18 protein-coding genes are annotated in these 22,915 nt (G+C 52.7%); 6 read left to right on the plus strand and 12 right to left on the minus strand.

The window, feature by feature from the left end:
• Positions 1 to 38 precede the first annotated feature (38 nt).
• A complete protein-coding gene (locus Abor_RS00890; RefSeq protein ID WP_048839950.1) occupies positions 39 to 1,469 on the minus strand; it encodes a leucyl aminopeptidase family protein in 1,431 nt (476 codons plus the stop codon).
• A gap of 104 nt (positions 1,470 to 1,573) precedes the next feature.
• Between Abor_RS00890 and Abor_RS00895 the strand changes: the two genes are divergently transcribed.
• A complete protein-coding gene (locus Abor_RS00895) occupies positions 1,574 to 4,168 on the plus strand; it encodes a helicase-related protein (RefSeq protein WP_048839951.1) in 2,595 nt (864 codons plus the stop codon).
• Positions 4,169 to 4,336: 168 nt separating this feature from the next.
• Positions 4,337 to 4,669, plus strand: coding sequence for a ferredoxin FdxA (gene fdxA, locus Abor_RS00900; protein ID WP_048839991.1), 333 nt, complete (start codon positions 4,337 to 4,339; stop codon positions 4,667 to 4,669).
• Here the strand turns inward: fdxA and Abor_RS00905 are convergent.
• The 6 genes from Abor_RS00905 to Abor_RS00930 all read right to left on the minus strand — a co-directional run bounded on the left by Abor_RS00905 (position 4,666) and on the right by Abor_RS00930 (position 10,159).
• Positions 4,666 to 4,809: a hypothetical protein gene (locus Abor_RS00905; protein ID WP_158319709.1), complete on the minus strand. Its 144-nt coding sequence runs from the start codon at positions 4,807 to 4,809 to the stop codon at positions 4,666 to 4,668. The two genes, fdxA and Abor_RS00905, sit on opposite strands and share 4 nt — an antisense overlap.
• A gap of 84 nt (positions 4,810 to 4,893) precedes the next feature.
• A complete protein-coding gene (gene cyoD, locus Abor_RS00910; RefSeq protein ID WP_048839952.1) occupies positions 4,894 to 5,226 on the minus strand; it encodes a cytochrome o ubiquinol oxidase subunit IV in 333 nt (110 codons plus the stop codon).
• Positions 5,226 to 5,828, minus strand: coding sequence for a cytochrome o ubiquinol oxidase subunit III (gene cyoC / locus Abor_RS00915; protein WP_048839953.1), 603 nt, complete (start codon positions 5,826 to 5,828; stop codon positions 5,226 to 5,228). Before cyoC ends, cyoD begins: the two co-directional genes overlap by 1 nt.
• Positions 5,828 to 7,819 (minus strand): cytochrome o ubiquinol oxidase subunit I, encoded by a 1,992-nt coding sequence (gene cyoB, locus Abor_RS00920; RefSeq protein ID WP_048839954.1) that lies wholly within the window; start codon positions 7,817 to 7,819, stop codon positions 5,828 to 5,830. The genes cyoC and cyoB overlap by 1 nt, the downstream gene beginning before the upstream one ends.
• A 5-nt stretch (positions 7,820 to 7,824) precedes the next feature.
• Positions 7,825 to 8,754, minus strand: a complete 930-nt coding sequence (cyoA, locus tag Abor_RS00925) for a ubiquinol oxidase subunit II (RefSeq protein WP_048839955.1) — start codon at positions 8,752 to 8,754, stop codon at positions 7,825 to 7,827.
• Positions 8,755 to 9,382: 628 nt separating this feature from the next.
• A complete protein-coding gene (locus Abor_RS00930) occupies positions 9,383 to 10,159 on the minus strand; it encodes a Bax inhibitor-1/YccA family protein (protein ID WP_048839956.1) in 777 nt (258 codons plus the stop codon).
• A gap of 193 nt (positions 10,160 to 10,352) precedes the next feature.
• Here Abor_RS00930 and Abor_RS00935 point away from each other — a divergent pair, with 193 nt between their 5' ends.
• The 4 genes from Abor_RS00935 (at position 10,353) to Abor_RS00950 (ending at position 15,717) form a co-directional block, all read left to right on the plus strand.
• The gene (locus Abor_RS00935) at positions 10,353 to 10,907 is read left to right on the plus strand and encodes a 2'-5' RNA ligase family protein (RefSeq protein WP_048839957.1); all 555 of its coding nucleotides are present in this window, start codon (positions 10,353 to 10,355) and stop codon (positions 10,905 to 10,907) included.
• A gap of 225 nt (positions 10,908 to 11,132) precedes the next feature.
• Positions 11,133 to 13,361: a PQQ-dependent dehydrogenase, methanol/ethanol family gene (locus Abor_RS00940; RefSeq protein WP_048839958.1), complete on the plus strand. Its 2,229-nt coding sequence runs from the start codon at positions 11,133 to 11,135 to the stop codon at positions 13,359 to 13,361.
• 56 nt (positions 13,362 to 13,417) lie between these two features.
• Positions 13,418 to 14,830, plus strand: coding sequence for a c-type cytochrome (locus tag Abor_RS00945; RefSeq protein WP_048839959.1), 1,413 nt, complete (start codon positions 13,418 to 13,420; stop codon positions 14,828 to 14,830).
• Positions 14,831 to 15,063: 233 nt separating this feature from the next.
• Positions 15,064 to 15,717 carry a uracil-DNA glycosylase family protein gene (locus Abor_RS00950; RefSeq protein WP_084594300.1) on the plus strand — a complete coding sequence of 218 codons (654 nt, stop codon included), beginning with the start codon at positions 15,064 to 15,066 and terminating at the stop codon, positions 15,715 to 15,717.
• Between the two features lie 178 nt (positions 15,718 to 15,895).
• Here the strand turns inward: Abor_RS00950 and Abor_RS00955 are convergent, their stop codons facing one another.
• From Abor_RS00955 to Abor_RS00975, 5 genes are all read right to left on the minus strand, one after another.
• Entirely contained in the window at positions 15,896 to 17,233 is a 1,338-nt protein-coding gene (locus Abor_RS00955) for a glycerate kinase type-2 family protein (protein WP_048839960.1), read from the minus strand.
• 603 nt (positions 17,234 to 17,836) lie between these two features.
• Positions 17,837 to 18,694: a carboxylating nicotinate-nucleotide diphosphorylase gene (nadC, locus tag Abor_RS00960; RefSeq protein ID WP_048839961.1), complete on the minus strand. Its 858-nt coding sequence runs from the start codon at positions 18,692 to 18,694 to the stop codon at positions 17,837 to 17,839.
• Between the two features lie 22 nt (positions 18,695 to 18,716).
• Complete coding sequence (gene nadA / locus Abor_RS00965) at positions 18,717 to 19,709, minus strand: quinolinate synthase NadA (RefSeq protein ID WP_048839962.1); 993 nt, start codon at positions 19,707 to 19,709, stop codon at positions 18,717 to 18,719.
• A gap of 161 nt (positions 19,710 to 19,870) precedes the next feature.
• Positions 19,871 to 22,129 (minus strand): FUSC family protein, encoded by a 2,259-nt coding sequence (locus Abor_RS00970; protein ID WP_052946329.1) that lies wholly within the window; start codon positions 22,127 to 22,129, stop codon positions 19,871 to 19,873.
• A gap of 139 nt (positions 22,130 to 22,268) precedes the next feature.
• A complete protein-coding gene (locus Abor_RS00975) occupies positions 22,269 to 22,802 on the minus strand; it encodes an adenine phosphoribosyltransferase (RefSeq protein ID WP_048839994.1) in 534 nt (177 codons plus the stop codon).
• Between the last annotated feature and the right edge of the window lie 113 nt (positions 22,803 to 22,915).

Consider the following 22,915-nt stretch of genomic DNA (forward strand, 5'->3'; position numbering starts at 1 on the left):
TGTAACAACAAAATAGTTCCATGTATTTTACTTTTTCTTTACGACACCGCTCCGTTCTGCGAGCCAAACAGTTTTTCGAGCGTGGCAAAAATTGCTCTAACCCCCGGAGAATCCCCACCTTCTGGCTTGCCGGGTCGGCTGGAATCATTCCAGCCATAGGTGTCGATATGCGCCCACTGCTGGCCTGCCTTTACAAAACGCTCAAGAAACAGTCCGGCTGTTACTGCACCCGCCATAGGTCTAGACGAAATATTGTTGAGGTCTGCAACAGGACTCCGCAACCAACCAGCGTAACCTTGCCATAATGGTAACCGCCAAAGTGGGTCTGCCTCGGCCTCACTTACTTCAATAAGCGTTTGCGCCAAAGTATTGTCGTTACAAAATAGGGCAGGCAGGTCTGGCCCCAAGGCTACGCGGGCAGCACCTGTTAGGGTTGCCATGTCTAGCAAAAGGTCTGGGTTACTTTCGCCTGCTTCTGCCAACAGGTCGCACAACACCAAACGCCCTTCGGCATCGGTATTGCCAATTTCCACGGTCAGCCCGGCACGGCTTGTCACCACATCAAGTGGGCGCATGGCGTGGCCAGAAACACTGTTTTCAACACAGCCAAGGCGTAGCTCAAGCTGTACCGGCAGGTTTTGCGCCATAATCAAACGGGCCAACGCCAGCACAGAAGCCGCGCCACCCATGTCTTTTTTCATGCGGAGCATGCCGCCTGATGGCTTGATGTCGTAACCACCCGAATCAAAGCACACGCCTTTACCCACTAACGAAATAACAGGGGCCTTTTTACTGGCCTTGCTACTGCGCCAGCGGGCCACAACCACGCGCGGCCCCCGCTCCGAGCCATTACCCACATGCGCAAGCAAGGGGTAGGCTTTGTCCAACGCTTTGCCTTTAATAACCGTTACCTCTGCCCCAAAAGGGGTTAGGGCCTCACGTGCCGCGTGGGCCAGCTCGCTTGGCCCCAACAGGTTGGCAGGCATGTTAATAAGGTCACGCGCCAACCACAGCGAGATTGCTGTTTCTACGGCTCTGCTTTTCTTTTCGGTTTCTGTCACAACCAGACGTGGTGCATCAGGCTGCCCTACACCTGCCCCACTTTTGAGGGCAAAAGTATAAGCCCCCAAGCAAAAGCCAAGCACTACATCTTGCCGCGCAGTATCTGCGGGGGTTTTAACCTGCCAATTGCCAGCAGGTAGCCTGCGGGCCAAAGCTCCAAACTGGTAAGGGTCTCGTACACCCTGTGGGGCAAGACCAAACAACGCAACAGGTTTACCCTTGGCATCTGGCACCAGAACAAACTGGCCGGGGCTGGCTTTAAACCCCGCAGCCAACACAAAGGCAGCACCTGCTGGCCCCACAAGGGTAGGCAGTTGGTCTAATGCCTCCTCACGCAAGGCATGCACCAAACAGGCGTCTTTTTGGCGGCGCAGTACGGTTAGGCAGTCTGTGACGTGAACAGGCATATGTGGTTCCTCCCGCTTGCAAAACTGCGCCTCCTGCCTGCGTGATGCAATGCCCCTAACATCAACCGCTTGCTTTTACGCGCAACCCGGCTGACCATAGCGCCATGATGGATACCCCCCGCCGCCCGGCTAACCGCCTGCGTGCCACAAATTTTGAGCCAGACACCCCGGTACGCGCCATTCTTGGCCCCACCAATACCGGCAAAACCCATCTGGCCCTAGAGCGCATGCTGGCGCACAGTTCCGGCGTTATGGGGTTTCCGCTCAGGCTTTTAGCCCGCGAAAATTATGAGCGTATGGTTAAGCTCAAAGGGGTACGGGCCGTAGCCCTTATTACGGGGGAGGAAAAAATTATTCCCCCCGGTGCACGGTGGTTTTCCTGCACGGTGGAAGCCATGCCCATAGAACGAGCTGTAGATTTTGTAGCCGTTGATGAAATTCAACTTTGTGCAGACCCTGAGCGCGGCCATATTTTTACCGACCGCCTGCTGAATGCACGCGGCATGGCAGAAACCCTGTTTTTAGGGGCAGAAACGATTGCCCCGCTGCTCCGTACCCTTGTGCCCGGCGTAGAAATTGAAACACGGCCCCGCCTCTCTAACCTTGTGCACACCGGCTATACACGCCTAAGCCGCCTGCCCGCACGCACAGCCATTGTCGCGTTCTCTGCCGGAGATGTGTACGCCATTGCCGAGCTCATACGCCGCCGCCGTGGGGGCTGTGCGGTTGTTATGGGCCAGCTTTCACCGCGCACACGCAATGCGCAGGTTGCACTCTACCAAAACCGAGAGGTCGATTACCTGGTAGCCACCGATGCCATTGGCATGGGGCTTAACATGGATATTCACCATGTTGCCTTTGCGGGTTTGTCTAAATTTGATGGCACGCGTAGGCGGGGTTTAACCCCGGCTGAAATAGCCCAAATTGCAGGCCGCGCAGGCCGCGGCACACTCGATGGTACGTTTGGCACCACGGGAGACTGCACCCCTTTAACCGACAACGTGGTGGAGGCAGTCGAAAACCACCAGTTTGAAGCCTTGCACCATGTCTATTGGCGCAATAGCACGCTTGATTACAGCTCTCTGTCGGCTCTGCATGCCAGCCTATGCCGCAAAACACCGGCACCCGGCTTGTGGGGGGCAGACCCGTCATCAGACCTGTTAGCCCTTACCGCCCTTATGCGCGAAAGCAGCATACAGGCCCTATGCACAACCCCACAGGCTACCCGCTTGTTGTGGGAGGTGTGCCAAATACCTGATTTTCGCAAACTGGGTGAAGACAGTCATATTCGCCAATGCGCCCAAATTTTTGTAACACTGGCCCGCAAAGGCCACCTCCCCTCCAGTTGGCTAGAAACCCGGCTGGTTAACCTTGAACGAACAGAAGGGGATATTGATACCCTCATGCAGCGGCTCATGGGGGTTAGGCTTTGGGCCTACGTGGCCAACCGGGCAGACTGGGTAGAAAACCCCGAGCAATGGCGCAGCCGCACCCGCACAGTTGAAGATACCCTCTCTGACGTGCTGCACGACCGCCTTGCGGCCCGTTTTGTCGATAAACGCGCAACCAGTCTGGCCCGCAGGTTAGAAGAGGCCGACAGCAAGCCCCTCCTCTCTGCCATTACCCGCACAGGTGAGGTGAGTGTTGAAGGCCACCCAGTTGGCCACATGCACGGTTTTGCGTTTCTGCCAGACCCAGACGCTACACAGTCTGACCAACCCCTGCTGTTGCGTGCAGCCCGCCGCGCGGCCCGTAGCGAAATACCACGGCGGGTCACGCAATTTCTGCACGACCCGTTTGAGACCCTAACCCTAGACACAAGCACCGGCACCCTGCTGTGGCACAACGACCCCATTGGCCACCTACAAAAAAGCGATGACCTGCTGAAACCAGCCGTGCATGTAAGCACCGCCGAATTTCTCGATGCTGCCCACCGTGAGCGCATACGCCTGCGCCTTACCGAGTTTGTGCACCAAACTATTCACCACACTCTGGCACCGCTTTTTAAAGCGGCCGAACAGGTTGCAAGCGTACCTGTGTTACGGGGCCTCATGCACGGCCTACTAGAGCAAGGGGGGGTTATGCCCCTACCCGCGCCAGATTATTTAACACCCCGCAACGCGGCCTTTTTACGCAAGCACGGCATTGTTTCTGGCCCCACACAGTTTTTTTGCCCTGCACTGCTGCGCCCAAAACCCATGGCCCTGCGTAGCCTGCTACTGGCCGTGCATACACAAAGCAAAGCCCCAGCTTTACCACGAGCCGGGGCGGTCTCTTTTAAACCTGAAACGACCCACATAGTCTCTGAGCAAGAGGCCTCTCTTTTAGCCCGCATTGGCTGGGTTAAAGCCGGGCCGCTCTGGCTCCGACTCGACATAGCAGAAGACACCCGCCACACCCTTGGCCGCCTTGCCCAAACACAAGCAGCCCCTTTACCCCAAGGGCTGGCAAGCCGCCTTGGGGCGACCAGCGCAAGCCTGCCCGCTATTTTGCAAGGGCTGTCTATACGCCTGCAACTGCCCCCACCACCAGATAAGCAGCTTTATGGCCCGCCAGCGCCTTTGCTCTTGCGGCCTGTAAAACAGGGTTTTTCTAACAAGAAACCCACCAAACGCCCCCATACAGCCCGGCGGCCCAGCACACACCCAGACAGCCCCTTTGCTGCACTGGCAGTGTTGCAAAAACGCCGAAAAAGGTAGCCCCGCACAACAGGAAAGGGCGATAGATGGTAGAGGCGGGTTGCCATTGGCCTAAAACGCCCCCATACCATGCGCCATCCTTGGTGGTGCGGCCTCAACACGCCGTACCATTTGACCCCCCATGCGGCCAGACCATGTTCAGGCCGTCAGATAATTTCGGAGATGGCAATGACCTACGTGGTCACTGAAAACTGCATCCGCTGCAAATTCATGGACTGTGTGGAAGTCTGCCCTGTTGACTGCTTCTATGCCGGTGAAAACTTCCTGGTCATCAATCCGGATGAATGCATTGACTGTGGCGTGTGTGAGCCAGAATGCCCCGCTGAAGCAATTTTCCCTGATAGCGATGATCGTGCAACGGCATGGGCAGAACTCAACGCTTCCTACGCCAGCAAATGGCCGAACATAACCCGCAAAGGCACCCCACCGGCTGATGCAGAAGACTGGAAAGACAAGCCCGACAAAGCTGGCCTGCTCTCTCCTGAACCACACAAAGCTTAACTGGTAAGCGGCGTACCTAGCCGCACTGGTATAAAAGCCTGCTTTATGGCGCGTCTGCCCCCATGGTAGCCGCGCCATTTTTGTATGCAGCCAGCTTTACCCACTAAGGTTGCGCCAAGGCTTGCACCAACGCTGAGCATATAAACAAAAAAGCCCTGAGGTTTCCCTCAGGGCTTTTTGTATCCATCGGCCAACCCGAAGGCTGGCCGAATATCTGCGCTAAATTAGCGAGACATCATATGGATTGCCGTGTTGTTCATAACGAACAGCGTGCCAATGATGAAAATGGCAACAAAGCCCACTGTGAACACAAAGCACATGTTGTTCCAACGCTGCTCAGAACCACCGCCCATATGCAGGAAGTAGTGCAAGTGCACCAGAACCTGAACAAGAGCCAGAACAGACAGAGCCAGAATCGTACCTGAAGGAGACAGGCTATGCGTTGCAACAACTGCAAAAGCCAGAACCGTCAGGATAACAGCGAGAACAAAACCAATAACGTAGGAAGTAACGCTACCGTGGCTCTCACCGGAGGAGGATGTATGAATGTCACTCATCAGATCATGCTCGCCAGATAGACATAGGTGAAGACGCAGATCCAGACGATGTCCAGAAAGTGCCAGAACAGGCTCAAGCAGGTGAGCTTATTCATCATACGTTCTGGGATCGTGGTTGTGCCCATGAGCTGAACGATCAAGGTCACAATCCAGATCAGACCACAGGTCACGTGCAGACCGTGGGTGCCTACCAGTGTGAAGAAGGCAGACAGGAACGCGCTGCGATCCGGCCCTGCACCTTCATGGATCATGTGGGCGAACTCGTTCACTTCCAGACCCACAAAGCCAAGGCCAAGCAGGAAGGTAAGAGCAAGCCACCCAATGACTTTGCTGATCTCATTCTTATGAGCAGCAATCATGCCAAACCCATAAGTAATGGAAGAAATAAGCAGCAGGGCAGTTTCAATGCCCAGACCGCTAATTTCGAACAGTTGGTGGCCGGAAGGGCCACCGTTAAACTGGTTGCGGAGAACTGCAAACGTGGCAAACAGCGAGCCAAAGATAATGCAGTCCGTCATCAAGTAGACCCAGAACCCGAACACCACCGGAGATTCGTGGTGATGCTCGTCGTGGCCTGCGTGAACAGTTGTATCGTGCGCCATTATTCAGCTGCCTGTGCCATCAGTTTACGGGAATGCTCGTTCTCGATCCGGGCAACTTCATCAGCAGGGATGTAGTAATCGATATCTTTGTTAGCGCTACGGGCAATAACTGTCCCGATCACACCAATAAGACCGATTGCTGCAAGCCACCAAATGTACCAAACAGCAGCGAAACCGAACACCAGACTGAAACCACCCACGAGAATACCAGCAGCCGTGTTTTTAGGCATATGGATTGCTTCGTAAGGGCCACCAGCGTGGCGGGTATCAATGCCGTTTTCCTTGTCGTGCATGAAAGCATCAAGCTCGTGCACGTGCGGAACGATAGCAAAGTTGTACGGAGGGGGAGGAGAAGAGGTAGACCATTCCAGAGAACGGCCATTCCATGGATCGCCCGTTACGTCCTGATTTTCTGGCAGGTTACGGTCACGAATGGTGACGTAAAGCTGGGTCAGCTGGCAAACGATACCAAGCAGGATCAGCACTGCGCCAACTTCAGCAACCAGCAGCCAGGGGTGCCAAGCTGGGTTGTCGTAGTGGTTCAGACGACGGGTCATGCCCTGGAAACCAACAACGTACAGCGGAACGAACGCAAAGTAGAAGCCAATGAACCAGAACCAGAAAGCACGAATGCCCCAGCTTTCGTTCATTTTGAAGCCCATAACTTTGGGGAACCAGAAGTTCATACCAGCGATGTAACCGAAGTACACGCCACCGATAATCACGTTATGGAAGTGAGCAATCAGGAACAGGGAGTTGTGCAGAACGAAGTCAGCACCTGGAATTGCCATCATCACACCGGTCATACCACCGATGGTGAAGGTCACCATGAAGCCAATAACCCAGTACATGCAAGCATGGTACTGAATGCGGCCCTTATACATGGTAAACATCCAGTTAAACAGCTTCACACCCGTGGGGATAGAAATCACCATGGTTGCAATGCCGAAGAACGCATTCACGTCTGGGCCAGCGCCCATTGTGAAGAAGTGATGCACCCAAACAAGGAAGGACAGAACCATGATAGCGCAGGTTGCGTAAACCATGGTGCCGTAGCCGAACAGTGGCTTCTGAGAGAATGCCGGAACAACTTCAGAGAACACACCGAAAGCAGGGATAACAAGAATATAAACTTCAGGATGGCCCCAAGCCCAGATCAGGTTGAGGTACATCATCTGATTACCGCCACCGTCATTGGTGAAGAAGTGCATGCCGAAGTAACGGTCCAGACCCAGCAGTGCAACAGCAACTGTCAGCACGGGGAAGGAGACCATGATCAGGATGGAAGAACAGAAAGCTGTCCAGGTGAATACTGGCATTTTCATCCAGGTCATGCCCGGAGCGCGCATTTTCACGATGGTCACAAAGAAGTTCACACCGGTCAGCAGCGTACCAACACCAGAGAGCTGAATAGCCCAGATGTAGTAGTCTACACCAACGCCAGGACTGAACTGAGATTCAGACAGCGGTGGGTAAGCCAGCCAGCCGCACTGCGAGAACTCACCGATGAACAGAGAAACGTTCACCAGAATAAACGCAATAGCGGTCATCCAGAAGCTTAGGTTGTTCAGGAACGGGAAAGCAACGTCGCGGGCACCGATTTGCAGCGGCACAACGAAGTTGAACAGACCGGTCATGAACGCCATGGCCAGGAAGAAGATCATGATCGTCCCGTGAGCGGAGAAGATCTGGTCATAATGGTGTGGTGGCAGATAACCGGGGTTACCCGCGTAGGCCAAGGCTAGCTGGGTACGCATCATGATAGCGTCAGCAAAGCCACGGAACAGAGCAACCAGAGCCAGAATGATATACATTACGGCAAGGCGCTTATGGTCGACAGAGGTAAACCACTCTTTCCAGAGGTAGCCCCACTTGCCGAAGTAGGTAATCAGGCCGAGAACCGCGACGCCGATAATAGCAACGCCAGCGAATGTGCCGACGAGAATTGGCACATCAAACGGGATGGCCGATAGAGATAGTCTCCCTAACATTGATCCTATTCCTTCATATTCATGTCGGACATCGCGGACGCAGACTGCATCTGAACCTTCTGGCCAGTCTGTTTGTCCATGACCATGCCGTTGTTGTACTTGGCAACAATCGTGTTGAACATGCCCGGTTCTACGTGAGCAAAATATTCAACAGGATTAGCTTCGCTCGGAGCAGCAAGTTTAGGATAGGTCTGGCCATCCAGCTGTTCAGAGGAAGATTTTACCTTTTCAACCCAGGCATTGAACTCATCACCGCTTACAGCAAGCGTGTGGAACTTCATGTCTGAGAAGCCACGGCCACTGTAGTTGGCAGATTCACCCAAGTAGTCACCCGGCTCGCTGGCCAGCAGGTGAAGCTGGGTCTGCATGCCTGCCATTGCGTAAATCATGGAACCAAGACGCGGGATGAAGAAAGAGTTCATCACGGAATCAGAAGTGATTACGAAATCAACGGGGGTGTTAACTGGAATAGCCAGCTGGTTAACTGTTGCAATACCCTGTTCTGGGTAGATGAACAGCCATTTCCAATCCAGAGCCACAACTTCAACATGAAGCGGCTTGGTGTTGGCTTCGGCTTCCAGGGGTTTGTACGGGTCAAGAGAATGACACGTCTGATAGGTGATCACAGCAAGGAAGATGATGATCAGGGTAGGAACGCCCCAGATAATCAGCTCGATCTTGTTAGAGTGGCACCATTTGGGAAGGTATTCTGCACTCGTGTTTGACTGGCGATAATGCCAAGCAAAATACAGTGACAGAATGATGGTCGGAACGACCACAATCAGCATTGCGATTGTAGAGGTCAGGATAAGGGATTTAACCCCCTCCCCAACCGGTCCTTTCGGGTCCAGAACATCTAATTCGCACCCGGCAAGCAGCAACGCTGACGATAGGCCACCCAATCGCGCCATTCTCGCCAGTAACTTGTTTTTCATCGCACGCCTCTTGGTTCTGACATCAACTTAGCCTCACAAAGACTCTTTGCTCCTGCTGCCATAGAAGCCGGATAACAGCAAGAAACCACGTTCCATCCGCCCATGCAGCCCAAACACCATTTGACCGGCGCAAAACGCTTCACCCTTAAACGGGGGCAGCTTTTCATGCCGGAACAATGCTTCAGCTCCACAGGCGGCAGCAACGCCTTGGCCGCTACTTTATTCCTAAAGAGCAGATTCTCAATGTTAGAAAAGTGACAGCAGCTCTTCACCACACAGAGGCTCTTCCCAAAGGAATGGTTCGTCCTTGTGTTATTTCGCTGATTTTGAAGACCGACAAGGCTTCACAATTTATTTCAAAATATTACAGACAGGCCCTAAAATACGAAAAATGTTCTTTTTTATCATACGATTGGAACCGTTTTGAGAAAGTCACGAAGCCGTTACTCACCTCTTCGTGTCTAGTATAAGTCTTATTTTTATTGCATTCCAGACTAAAATAGTCCTTTTCTGTAATCGCATAGCTGCCCACACAAAAAAGCCCGACCTCCAGAGGCCGGGCTTCTCTTTTGGGCGGAGACTCCTCTGCCCGAACCCTTTTTACGGCACGCGCGCCGCGCCGCAGGGCTTAGTCGTTAGAGTTACGAACACCCATAAACTGTAGCAGAAACTGAAACAGGTTAATGAAGTTCAGATAAAGGCTAAGCGCGTCATACACGCTGCGCTTAGCAGCTTCATCTGGGCCTTCGTAAGCCGCGTATTGCGGGTAGGTCACGCGAATACGCTGGGCATCAAAAGCGCTAAACCCGGTAAACACCAACACGCCAACCGCGCTGTAAACAAAATACACAGCCGGGCTTTTAAGGAAGATGTTCACAAGCCCTGCAATCATAAGGCCGAACAGCCCCATCATAAGGAACGAGCCCATTTTGGCAAGGTTAGCCTTGGTTGTGTAACCCCATAGAGAGGTTGCAGCGAACATACAGGCGGTAATGAGAAACACTCTAACAACAGAGACGCCCGTATAAACCAGCAAAATGCTAGACAGGCTGGCACCCATGGTAGCGCAGAAGACCCAAAACAGGCCCTGTGCCGCCTGCCGGGACAAACGGTTAACCCCAAAAGACATAACCAGCACAAAAGCCAGCGGGGCAATCATGGCGGCACCACCCAACAGGGTTGGGTGCACAACCACACCACCCGCTGTTAAAACGGGCTGGAAAAACAGGTTGCGCAGGGATGTAGACGCCACCGCATAGGCAACAATACCCGTAAGCAAAAGGCCAGACGCCATCCAGTTATAGACGCGCAGCATGTAAGCGCGCAGCCCGGCATCTAGGGCACCAGCCTGTGTGTTCCAGCCAGCAGCGGCACTGGGGGAACGAAAGTCGTGACCAAACGACATACTATTACTTCTCCTTGTCCGGCATGGCCGGCTTTGCTTAATACTTGTGGCTGCCCTGCCACTACGTCAAGGGTCAGGCGTATTTCTATGGCCATTCCTTCTATTGGCACGGCCCTTGGTGGTCACGCCTTGCGGGTATGGCTTTTTGTATCTCAGCCCATTTTGGCAGAACTCAGGCAAAAGAGCATTTTTTATGAATCTTGTTGTCGGCATTACCCCCTCGGAAAGCCTGCGCGTGGCCCTGTTAGACTTACAGAGCCAGTTCTGGACAAGCGATTGGGACCCCTACTCTTACCTGATGCTGCCACTGTGCAGCTTGGGTGAGGTAACACACCCCCTTGTGCTGGAAGAACTCGACCACGCTCTTATGGCGTTACGCACCCCACACCCCATTACACTGGAGCCTGTGGGTTTTGATGTGTTCACGCGCCGTGACCGAATCACGCTGGAACTCAAATTTCAGGCACCCGCGCTGGATCACCTTTCCGTGAAAATAGGAACGATCGCCAAACGAGCAGGCGTGAAGAAACCGCAAGTTCGCGCACCACTTACGCTGCCACTTGCCACCATCACGACAGTCGCCCCAGACGATGTAAGCGCATGGCTACAATTGCACCCAGCTACAGCTTTCGAACCCGAAGTGATTTCGGAAATTACCCTTTTCAGAACTTGGAAAAATTCTGAAACAACTTTTTTTATACCTGAAACAGACTATCTCCTCACGGAGTATTCTTTACCAATATCATAATTGTTATAACACTGGTAACGGACAGGCATATTTGCCCCCATTAGGCCGCAACATGCCCCTTACCTATGCGCAAGCTGTCTCAAAAACGCGACAAGTATGGAGGCAGCCATTCCCTAGGCGTGATTGACAGGCGCAGGGCGCGTTGGCTGAGTATTTCCTAAACCGGCTACTCCGGCTTTTATTGTCTTTTTTCCTCACCTTAATACCAGTCGAGGACACTAACCCATGACCCGCCCCGCCTCCACCAAGAGACGTTCGCTGCTAGGAATTCTCGCGGCTGGAACGATTTGCTCTGCCTTCCTGCCTTTGGCAGCTCTCCCCGCCCATGCTGATGGGCTGGGTGATACCGGGCAAGCGATCATTCACGCTGACGACCACCCAGAAAACTGGATGAGCTACGGCCGTACCTATACCGAACAGCGCTACAGCCCGTTGGAAGATATTAACAAATCCAACGTCGGCAATCTCAAGCTGGCTTGGTATTTCGACCTCGACACCAACCGCGGCCAAGAAGGCACGCCTTTGGTGGTTGATGGGGTGATGTACGCCACTACCAACTGGTCCAAAATGAAAGCGCTGGACGCAGCAACCGGTAAACTGCTGTGGCAGTACGACCCCCGCGTACCAGGCAATATTGCTGATAAAGGCTGCTGTGACACGGTAAACCGTGGCGCAGGCTACTGGAACGGCAAAGTTTTCTTTGGCACTTTTGATGGCCGCCTTGTAGCGCTAGACGCCAAGACCGGCAAAAAAGTGTGGGAAAAGAACACTATCCCCAAAGAAGCCTCTCTTGGCCAGCAGCGCTCTTACACGGTTGACGGCGCAGTACGCGTTGTTAAGGGCCTTGTGCTTATCGGCAACGGTGGGTCTGAATTTGGTGCCCGTGGCTTTGTTTCCGCATACGATGCAGAAACAGGCGCCCTGAAATGGCGCTTCTACACAGTGCCTAACAACAAGAACCAGCCTGACCACGCTGCATCAGACGAAGCGCTGATGAAAAAGGCCTATAAAACATGGAGCCCCACCGGCGCATGGACGCAGCAAGGCGGCGGCGGCACGGTTTGGGATTCTATCGCCTACGACCCCGTAGCAGACCTTGTTTACCTTGCAGTTGGTAACGGTTCACCCTGGAACTACAAATACCGCTCTGACGGTATTGGCGATAACCTCTTCCTTGGTAGCATTGTAGCCGTTAAGCCGGAAACCGGCGAATATGTGTGGCACTTCCAAGAAACCCCAATGGACCAGTGGGACTACACATCGGTTCAGCAGATCATGACGCTGGATATGCCAATCAATGGCGAAACCCGCCGCGTGATTGTGCATGCGCCTAAAAATGGTTTCTTCTACATTCTGGACGCCAAAACGGGTGAATTCCTGTCTGGCAAAAACTACGTGTACCAGAACTGGGCACAGGGTCTTGACCCCGTAACCGGCCGCCCAATTTACAACCCAGACGCTCTTTACACACTGAACGGTAAAGAATGGTACGGCATTCCGGGTGACCTTGGTGGCCATAACTTTGCTGCCATGGCTTACAGCCCCAAAACCGGTCTGGTTTACATTCCGGCCCAGCAGGTGCCCTTCCTGTATAAAAATCAGGTTGGTGGCTTTAAAGCCCACCCAGATTCTTGGAACCTTGGTCTGGACATGAACAAGGCTGGCTTGCCTGACACCCCAGAAGCCCGCACTGCTTTCATGAAAGACCTTAAAGGCTGGATCGTGGCTTGGGACCCCAAGACACAAAAAGCTGCGTGGACTGTTGACCACAAAGGCCCCTGGAACGGTGGTATTCTGGCAACCGGCGGCGACCTCCTCTTCCAAGGTCTGGCCAATGGGGAATTCCATGCCTATGACGCCACAAATGGTGCAGACCTGTACCACTTTGATGCGCAGAGCGGCATTATTGCACCGCCCATTACCTATAAAGCGCACGGCAAACAGTATGTGGCTGTAGAAGTGGGTTGGGGCGGTATTTATCCGTTCTTCTTGGGTGGTCTGGCCCGTACATCTGGCTGGACAGTCAACCACTCCCGCGTTGTTGCCTTCTCGCTTGATGGGAAAGCCGAACTGCCTCCGCAGAACGACAAAGGCTTCCTGCCTGTAAAACCCCCAGCACAGTACGACACGAAAGTAACCGATAACGGCTATTTCTTGTTCCAGACCTATTGCGCTGCCTGCCACGGCGACAACGCAGAAGGCGCTGGCGTGCTGCCAGACCTGCGCTGGTCTGGCTCTATCCGCCACCAAGACGCGTTCTATAACGTAGTGGGTCGCGGTGCGCTGACGGCCTACGGCATGGATCGCTTTGACACCAGCATGAAGCCTGACGAAATCGAAAGCATCCGTCAGTTCATCATCAAGCGTGCCAACGATACATACCAGCGTGAAGTCGATGCTCGTAAGAATGACAAGGGCATCCCTGAAAACGCTACCCTCGGCATTGCGCCGTAAGGGGCTGGCACAGTCACGACGTCATTCGGCACACAAGCGACATAGTGGTAAAAACGATGATCAAAGGACTTAAAGCCGCTCTGGGAGCGGTCACCGTCGGGCTTCTGGCAGGCACCTCACTGGCACATGCTCAGAGCGCAGACGATGAACTGGTCAAAAAAGGCGCGTATGTTGCGCGCCTGGGTGACTGCGTAGCCTGCCATACGGCACTGCACGGTCAGGTGTATGCGGGCGGTCTGTCTATTCAGACCCCCATCGGCACCATTTACTCAACCAACATTACACCAGACCCCACCCACGGGATTGGCACCTACACGCTGCAAGAGTTTGATGCAGCCGTGCGCCACGGTGTACGCAAAGACGGCAGCACGCTGTACCCAGCCATGCCTTACCCGTCTTTTGCCCGTATGTCTGATGAAGACATTAAGGCGCTGTACGCCTACTTCATGCATGGCGTGAAGCCGGTCGCGCAGCCTAACAAAGCTGTCGATATTTCTTGGCCGCTGTCTATGCGTTGGCCGCTGGCACTTTGGCGCTCTGTTTTTGCACCAACCCCCAAAGCCTACACACCGGCTCCGGGCACGGATGCAGACATTGCCCGTGGTGAATACCTGGTAACAGGCGCAGGCCATTGCGGCGCGTGCCATACACCACGCGGCTTTGGCATGCAGGAAAAAGCACTTGATGCCTCTGGCGGTGCAGACTTCCTTGCTGGCGGCGCACCTATTGATAACTGGATTGCCCCAAGCCTGCGCAACGACCCAGTTCTGGGTATTGGCCGCTGGTCTGAAGACGACCTGTACCAGTTCCTGAAATCTGGCCGTATCGACCATTCTGCCGTGTTTGGTGGCATGGCTGACGTGGTGGGCTGGAGCACGCAGTACTTTACTGATGCCGACCTGCACGCCATGGCAAAATACCTCAAGTCTCTGCCACCGGTACCCCCGGCCCGTGGTGACTACACGTATGATGCCTCTACCGCACAAGCTCTGGACTCTGGCAACACCTCAGCACCTGGTGCCAGCGTGTATGTTGACCAGTGCGCTATCTGCCACCGTAACGATGGCGGCGGTGTAGGCCGTATGTTCCCACCGCTGGCAGGCAACCCAGTTGTTGTGTCTGAAGACCCAACCTCTGTGGCCCATATCATTGTTGATGGTGCGGTTCTGCCACCAACAAACTGGGCACCGTCTGCTGTGGCAATGCCAGGTTACAAACATCACCTGTCTGACCAGCAGATTGCAGATGTGGTTAACTTCATCCGTACCTCTTGGGGTAACAAAGCACCGGCTAACGTAACAGCCTCTGATATTCAGAAGCTGCGCGTTGACCATGCGCCTATCTCTGCCTCTTCTTGGGGCTTTGGTGGCAGCGACACCGCAACCTGGGGTGTGTTCCATCCGCAGCCTTACGGCTCTGGCTGGACATTTGCACCACAGACCCACACCGGTGAAGACGCCGCACAATAAGCGCACTTACCACCAGCTCTTTCCCCTTGTTTTGAGGGGAAAGACTGAAAAAGCACCATGGTGGCCTCCATCATGGTGCTTTTTTTATGGGCTTTCCTACACCCCCCTTATAAGCAAGCCATGGCCTACCCGGCCCTTGCTGGCCCGATACGCCATACCCATATGCAATAAGGTAAAATATTAGCCCCGCACCCTTTAGGCTGGAGACACATGTGTTCCAGAGTTTTTAGGCCATGACAGACCTTTTTAGCCAAGCACGTAAGCAAACCACTGGCACTGGCACTGGCACTGGCACTGGCACTTTAGAACAAGACACCAGAGCTTTTTTGCAAGAGGTAAGAAGCTGCCAAGCCTGCCGCCATAAGCTCCCCTTTGCGCCACGACCCGTAATCAATTTTGCACCGACAGCCCGCTTAATTATTGCCGGGCAAGCACCGGGTACACGCGTGCATGAAACGGGTATTCCTTTTAATGATGCCTCGGGCGAACGGCTGCGTGCATGGCTTAATATGGGTAAAGACGTTTTTTACGACACAACAAAAATTGCCATTATACCCATGGCCTTTTGCTACCCCGGCGTTTTACCAAAAGGGGGCGATAAACCCCCACCACCAGAATGCACAACGCTTTGGCGTGAGCGTTTGTTAAACCTTTTACCCAATATCCAGCTTACCTTACTGGTGGGGTCATATTCCCAAAACTATGCTTTAGGTAAGGGAAAAGTTTATGAACGCACATTAGATTTTAGAAAATATCTACCAAATTACTTCCCACTCCCGCACCCTTCATGGCGCACAGGAGCATGGGAACGTAGTACACCCGCATTTACACAAGACGTGTTGCCAGCCTTACGGGCTGAAGTGCAACAGGCCTTATATGGAAAGTGAGTTTTAAAATAAAAATTTTAGGATAATAAAAAATTATAAACTATGCGGCCAAGTGCCTATGGGTAAAACCTCTCTTTATAAAAGACCTAAAAACACACAAGGGTGCACATTTCACAGATCAGTTTAATCGAGATAATTCCTTGATACACACTTAATCTATAAAAATTAAAAGACCCTCTTATTGCTGTACAAAAAGAATACGAAGATCATTCACATTCACCAATGTTGGCCCAGTTATCACGAGATCTCCAATTTCTTTAAAATAGCTATAGCTATCATGATTTTTTAAGAATATTTCTGCACTAAGCGTGCGTTCTTTAGCCCGCACAAGTGTATCTGGGGTTACAATGGCACCGGCGGCATCTTCTGTGCCATCAATGCCATCACTATCTCCTGCAAGGGCCCATATTCCTGCCTCACCTTGTAACGTTTGTGCACAAGACAATAAAAATTCTGTATTACGCCCCCCTCGGCCTGCATTTTCACCCTTACGAATTGTTACTGTGGCCTCTCCACCACTTAACAACACGGCAGGGCCTTTAACTGGCACGTTATGGCGTTTAGCAGAGTGTGCAATACCGCTTAGAGCCACCCCGACAGACCGGCTTTCGCCCTCAAGGGCATCACCTAAAATAAGGGGAGTAACCCCATAGTAGGCTGCACACGTTGCAATAGCCTGTAACGCCATAAAAGGGGTTGCAATCATATGCAGGCTGTTTTCAGGGTTTATTTTTTCTTCCTTAGTTTCTGTCTCCTTGTTGTGTTGCTTTAGAAAATTATAAGCGCTTTCTGGTAATGTAATGTCGTATTTTTCAACAATGCGTAGTGCATCTTGCGCTGTTGTAGGAGAGACCACCGTAGGGCCGCTGGCAATAACGGCAGGGTCATCGCCCGGTACATCACTCATAACAAACGTTGCTACACGCGCAGGGTAAGCCGCTTGTGCCAAACGCCCCCCTTTAATGGCAGAAAGGTGCCTGCGCACGGTGTTCATTTCTGTAATGGTGGCACCTGAATGTAAAAGGTCTTTGCCTATTTGGCTTTTTTCTTCCAGCGTCATGCCATCTACTGGTAACGCTAAAAGAGAAGAGCCACCGCCAGAAATAAGAGCTACCACCAAGTCATCTGGCCCTAGGCCTTCAACGGCTTTAAGCAGAGCACGGCCTGCCTGCGCACTACGCGCATCTGGCACGGGGTGAGAGGCTTCTAGTATTGTTATGTGTTGTGTTGGCACAGCATGCCCGTCTCGGGTTACCACAACGCCTTCTAGCGGCACATCTGGCCATGCAGCCTCGAGCGCTGCGGCCATAGCAGCAGATGCCTTACCCGCCCCCACAACAATACACCGGCCTTTAGGCTTAACAGGCAAATACTGTGCCAAAACCTGTGCAGGCTGTGCACTGGCCACCCCTTCGTTAAACAAATGCCGGAGAAAAGCCCTTACCTGCTGGTCTGACCATGCTTGGGGGGCTGTACCCGCAAAAAGAGCTGTTAGGGACTGGTGTGTAGCAGACATAAGGCAGCACTCTTGTTATTTTTAAAAGCAGCCTTTTAGCTTTGCATAAATAATGCTGATTTGTCTTTACAAAGAGTTTTGAACAGCATGAATTTTTTATAAGGCAACCTTAGCAGAGTGTTGCAGAAAACCGCTTAAGCAGTTTGAAACGCAGCTTACATGTAAAGGAATTGTCTTCTTGGCCTAATGGAAGAGTATTTTGGTTACTAAGCCCCAACCCTGTCACGAACACTACAACAATCGCGGTTTCTATATTTTGGACTAATCTTTAGAAATATCTCATGCTGCATCTGTCTGCATGTCTGTAAAATATCACTTATAAGAAAGAATATTTTACGAAAGCAGTACAGACGCCAACATTCATAAACTGTATTACTGAGAAAATAGACCTAGAAGCCACCTCAAAATATCAAAAATGAGGGCTGTCTACGTATTTTGTAATTCACTACGCAGCTTTTAGCCACGATGTTGCTGTATTGGGGGCAGAAATAGTGCTTGCAGACCCAAGCCAGCGTATTAGACCGTACCCAAGAGGCTTTTAAAACAGCCTCTTGGGTAGGCATAAAAGACTCACCCTAATTCAACAGGCTGTTTATCAATTTTTTAAAGTGCTTTCTCAAAGTCCAAACCAAAATCAAGTGCTTTTACAGAGTGGGTTAACCACCCCAAAGAAAGCAAATCAACCCCGGTTTGGGCAATAGCCGGAGCCGTTTGGGGGGTAATACCGCCCGAAGCCTCGGTAAGCATTTTGCCTTGTACCATAGCAACACACTGCCGCAGGGTTTGGGGGGGCATATTGTCGAGCAGCACTGCATCAACCCCATTAACACTTAACAGTTCTTGCAATTGCTCTGGGGTATCAACCTCTACTTCTATTTTGGTCATATGCCCGGCATAGGCCCGGGCACGCTCTACGGCATTTTGAATACTACCAGCCAAGGCAATATGGTTGTCTTTAATAAGAATAGCATCATCTAGCCCCATTCTATGGCTAATTCCGCCACCCGCCCTTACGGCGTATTTTTGAATGGCCCTAAAACCGGGTAATGTTTTGCGCGTACAACAAATTTGCGCCTTAGTGCCGTGCACACTCCGTACAATTTCTGCTGTAGCTGTCGCAATACCGCTTAAATGCGACACAAAATTTAAGCCGACACGCTCCCCCGTAAGGACAGAGCGGGCAGAACCTTCTACAACTGCCACAACATCTTGCGGGGCAATACTGGCCCCCTCTGCTGCACATCTTTCAAACCGCAAGCTTGGGTCTATTAAATGAAAAGACAGTCTTACAAGGTCTAGCCCGGCCAGTACCCCAGCCACACGGCTACGCACCACAACCCGCACTTTATCGTCCGGGCCTATAAGGGCATTGGTGGTAACATCTGCCCCGCGCCCAAGGTCTTCTAACAAGCCTGCCCGCACAAGTGGCTCAAGCATTATATCAGGCAAAGAAGCCAGCATGCTATAAACTCCTAAAAACCCGTTAAACAGCCAGCATGCGTTCAATAGCAAGGCGTGCACGGTCTGCCACGGCAGCATCAACCTCTACCTTACCAGAAAGCTGTTCTAGCGTTTGCCTAATAGCCGGCAGGGTAATACGCTTCATGTGGGGGCACAGGTTACACGGGCGCACAAATTCAACCTCGGGGTGGTCTGCTGCTAGGTTGTCGCTCATGGAGCACTCGGTAACAAGCAACACCCGTGCCGCCTTACCAGAGGCCACATAGTCTGACATACCGGCAGTAGAGCCTGCAAAGTCTGCCTCAGCCACAACGTCTGGCGGGCATTCAGGGTGGGCCAGAACCACAAGGTCTGGAAAAGCCTTACGCCACTCACGTATTTCTTGCGGGGTAAAGCGCTCATGCACCTCGCAATGGCCTTTCCATGTAATCATTTTAACACCCGTTTCATTGGCCACATTCTGAGCCAGAAATTCGTCGGGTATCATAATCACTTCATCTACCTTCAGGCTTTCAATAACCTGCTTGGCATTGCCTGACGTACAGCACACATCGCTCTCGGCTTTTACATCAGCCGATGTATTAACGTACGTTACCACCGGCACACCGGGGTATTTTTGGCGCATAAGCCGTACGTCGGCTGCCGTAATAGACTCCGCCAAAGAACACCCGGCCTCCTGCGAGGGGAGCAGAACCGTTTTGGACGGGTTCAGTAACTTTGCGGTTTCAGCCATAAACTCTACGCCGGCCATAACCATAATATCGGCCTCAACCTCTTGCGCTTTGCGTGCAAGAGCCAAAGAGTCTCCGGTAATGTCTGCCACACAATGGAAAATTTCTGGCGTTTGGTAGTTATGCGCCAAAATAACAGCGTTATGTTTTTCCTTTAGCTCAAGAATGGCAGCAATATCGTCTACAAAGGTAGCCCACTCCATAGCGGGCACCACATGTTTTACACGGTCATACAGAGCGTTGGCCTGTGCGCGGTAAGGAGACACCTGAGAAACCTGGCTCATAAGCTTTTTTTTCCAGCCATATCGGTCAAAGTCCAAGAAAGTTTTATTACGGCACCATGACAGCAGACACCACCTTACAAACCCTAAATGGTGAGATTTTAATTAGGGGGTGAAAAACACGCCACCCAAAAATAAAATTAACGCATTGATATATATAATTTTTATTGTAATTTCTGTGCAGGTTGTACCGTAGGAAAAGCCTGATCAAGATACGGTGTCGCAGCATCAAAAAAGGGCTGATTTTGCTCAAGCTGTGTTTCTATTACCCTTAAACTGGCAAGGGCACGCAGCATTTCAACCCGCACAGACAGGTTAATTTCTGTTTGTTCACATTGCACCAGATACTCAACCGCCAAGCGGGTTGCCCGCGCAGTACGGCCATATTGCCCGCCATACCGGCCAGAAAAACGCTGCATGCGGTTCATCATATCTTGCGTGGCGCGGTGCGCCCCGGCAGGCAATACACCGCGCGCCAAAATGTCGCGCAGGCGTAGCACATTAAGCCCAATGGTCATGCTGGCCAAAACACCACCCAAATAGCGCTCAAGCACAAAAGGCGCGGTATCCCCCGCCATAGAAGACAGCCTTACAAAGCTATCAACCCCACGGCCAACCACTTCAACCGGGGCAGGGGGTTTACGCCGTGCGGCCAACTGGCGCAGGCCACGCAAAATAGCCATACGCATGTCCCACCGTAGGCCATCTGGGTCGAAGGGCGGAAAAACCCGGTACATCCACATTGCAAACACCATAGCCAGCACAAGCGGCAGGGCGGTGTTGAAATACATAATTTCGTCCATACGGCCTTGGTTAAGCGGGCCAATAAGTATGGGTAAAAAGAGATTATACGCCACAGCCCCAAGTATAAGGGGCAAATAGGCAAAGGCTAAGCCCCCCACTAGCATGGGTACTGCCAGACAGAGTGCCAGCATTTCGTAGGTGGTGGGTTGGGCTATTACCCATAAATCCAGCAGTGCGCTCATGCCAACAGCGCAAATAGTGCCGTGCAAAAAAGCCTTGGTTGCTAAAGCAGGTTGCTCCAACGTAGAAAAAAGCGCGCACACGATAGACACAAACATCATAAATGTAAGGCCATCGGGCCATGCGGTGGTAACCCATACCAAGCCTGAGCAGAAAATAGTAACCGAAGCCCGCAAGCTATTGGTAAAAGCCATGCGCCAGTCACGGTATGTGCGCATACCGTAGTGAAAATGGTCATGGGGTTGTGGGTTGCGGCTCATCTCAAACTGTTCAAGCGAGAGAGCCATTTCATCAAGTATTTCGCTTAATTTATGTAAAATCTGGCCCTCGCGGGACAAAGCGCGCTCTAGGGGCAGGTCTACTGGGGGGTGGGTGGCCGCCACCATTTCTTCTTCTAGGCAGGTACTGGCCAACTCGCGGCAGGTGGCGCGTAAAAGCGCTAGGTCTGCCAACACAGGCTGTATGGGTTGCTCACCCGCAAGGCGGGTGGGGAGTGTTTGCAAAAAGGTGGTGGCCTGCGCTGCTGTTGCTTGGTAGCGGCTGCCTTGGCTGTTAGGCACAGCCAGCAATGCCCCCAACTCTAACCCCCGCGACATTAAAATGGTCATGGCGGCCAAGGCAGCGCGGGCGTGGTCGCCCTCATGCTGGTGGCGGCCCATTTCAATTTCGGCAAATTCGACTTGGTCACTCAGGGTTAAAATGGTGCCAAAAACATCTGTCGAGTGGGCAATGGCCTGCCGGTCTCCGCCCAGTAGGCGTACCAAAGAGCGCGTGGCCCCGCCAAGCGCTTGTAGAAAATTGGTTGCCAAGCGGTTTCTGGCCCGATTTTCTAGGCGATATTGAAACAGAGACGAAACAGTAGTCTCAATAACAATACCCAGCGTAATATAGGTGGCGCGGGCCATGGCAATTTCAAAAATATGGTCTGGGGCTAAAACGCCATCTAACGCAATAATGGCGTAGGTAAAGCCCGAGGCCCGCATGCCATGAATACGGTAATTGGTCATGGCTGCTGGGCCGGGCAGCAAGGTGCCAATAAAGCAAAAGGCCCCAATACCCAGTGCCAAGCTCAACACATAAAGCAAGGGGGCTTGGGGCATACACGCCACCAGCACCACAGCGCAAATGGTGCCTACCACCATGCCAAACATGTGCCAGCGTGCTTTGGCAATAGACTTACCACGCGTACCTTGCGCCACCATCCATACCGTTAAGGCCGCCCATTGTGGGCTACCAAGCTCCCACCACAGGGCAATACCCAGCGCTATAAGAGAGGAGAGCGTAGTACGCAGCGCATACCCAAAAGACAAAATATCTGGTGCAACCAGCCAGCGTAAATGGTCAAGTTTACGGGGCGGCCCCTCACCCAGCATGGTCTGGCGCAACAATGCAGCCAAAGCCTGATAAAGCTGGCCAGCAGAGAGCGCAGCGCGCCTCATGCAAGCTGCCTTGTGCTGTTAGGGGCAAACGCATCTTTCATGGGGTTTACATACCCCATGCAGCGCAAAAACTGTATTCACACCTCGTATGTGCTTTATGCCTAGATAACGCCCAAACGAGGTGCCGTAAAAAACAGTATTAGTCTTCGTAAGACAGAAGGCTTTTGACTGGAATATCGAGCTTATCACGGCCACCAAGGCCCGTAAGCTCAACCAGCAAAGACGCCCCAACCACATTGGCCCCGGCTTTGCGCAGCAGCGCAACAGAGGCAGCCAGTGTGCCCCCTGTAGCCAGCAGGTCGTCCATCACCACAACGCGCTGGCCGGGTTTAATGGCATCAGCCTGAATCTGGAGTGTGTCGCTACCGTATTCGAGGTCGTAGGTGTGGGCAATGGTCGCACCGGGCAGTTTGCCGGGTTTACGCATCATCAACAGGCCGCAACCCAGACGGTCTGCCAGTGGGGCGGCAGTTAAGAAGCCACGCGATTCGACAGCCGCCAGCATATCTGGCTCCCACGGTGCTACTTGGCGGGCAAGGCGAGCCATAGCAATCTGCCATGCATCGGCATCACGCAGCAGGGTGGAAATATCGTAAAACAGGATACCGGGTTTAGGAAAATCCGGAATGTTCCGAATATAACGCTTAAGATCAATCTCTTCGCGCTTCGTCATTTTCCGTTCTCTTCCTTCCTGTTTACTGGCACGCGCTAAAGGGCTGGCAAGCAGCGCCATGTGCCATGTTATATGTAAATAACGCCGCACTGCACCCGCACGCGGCGTAAGAC

This window comes from Acetobacter orientalis (assembly GCF_000963965.1).
Lineage (GTDB): Bacteria > Pseudomonadota > Alphaproteobacteria > Acetobacterales > Acetobacteraceae > Acetobacter > Acetobacter orientalis.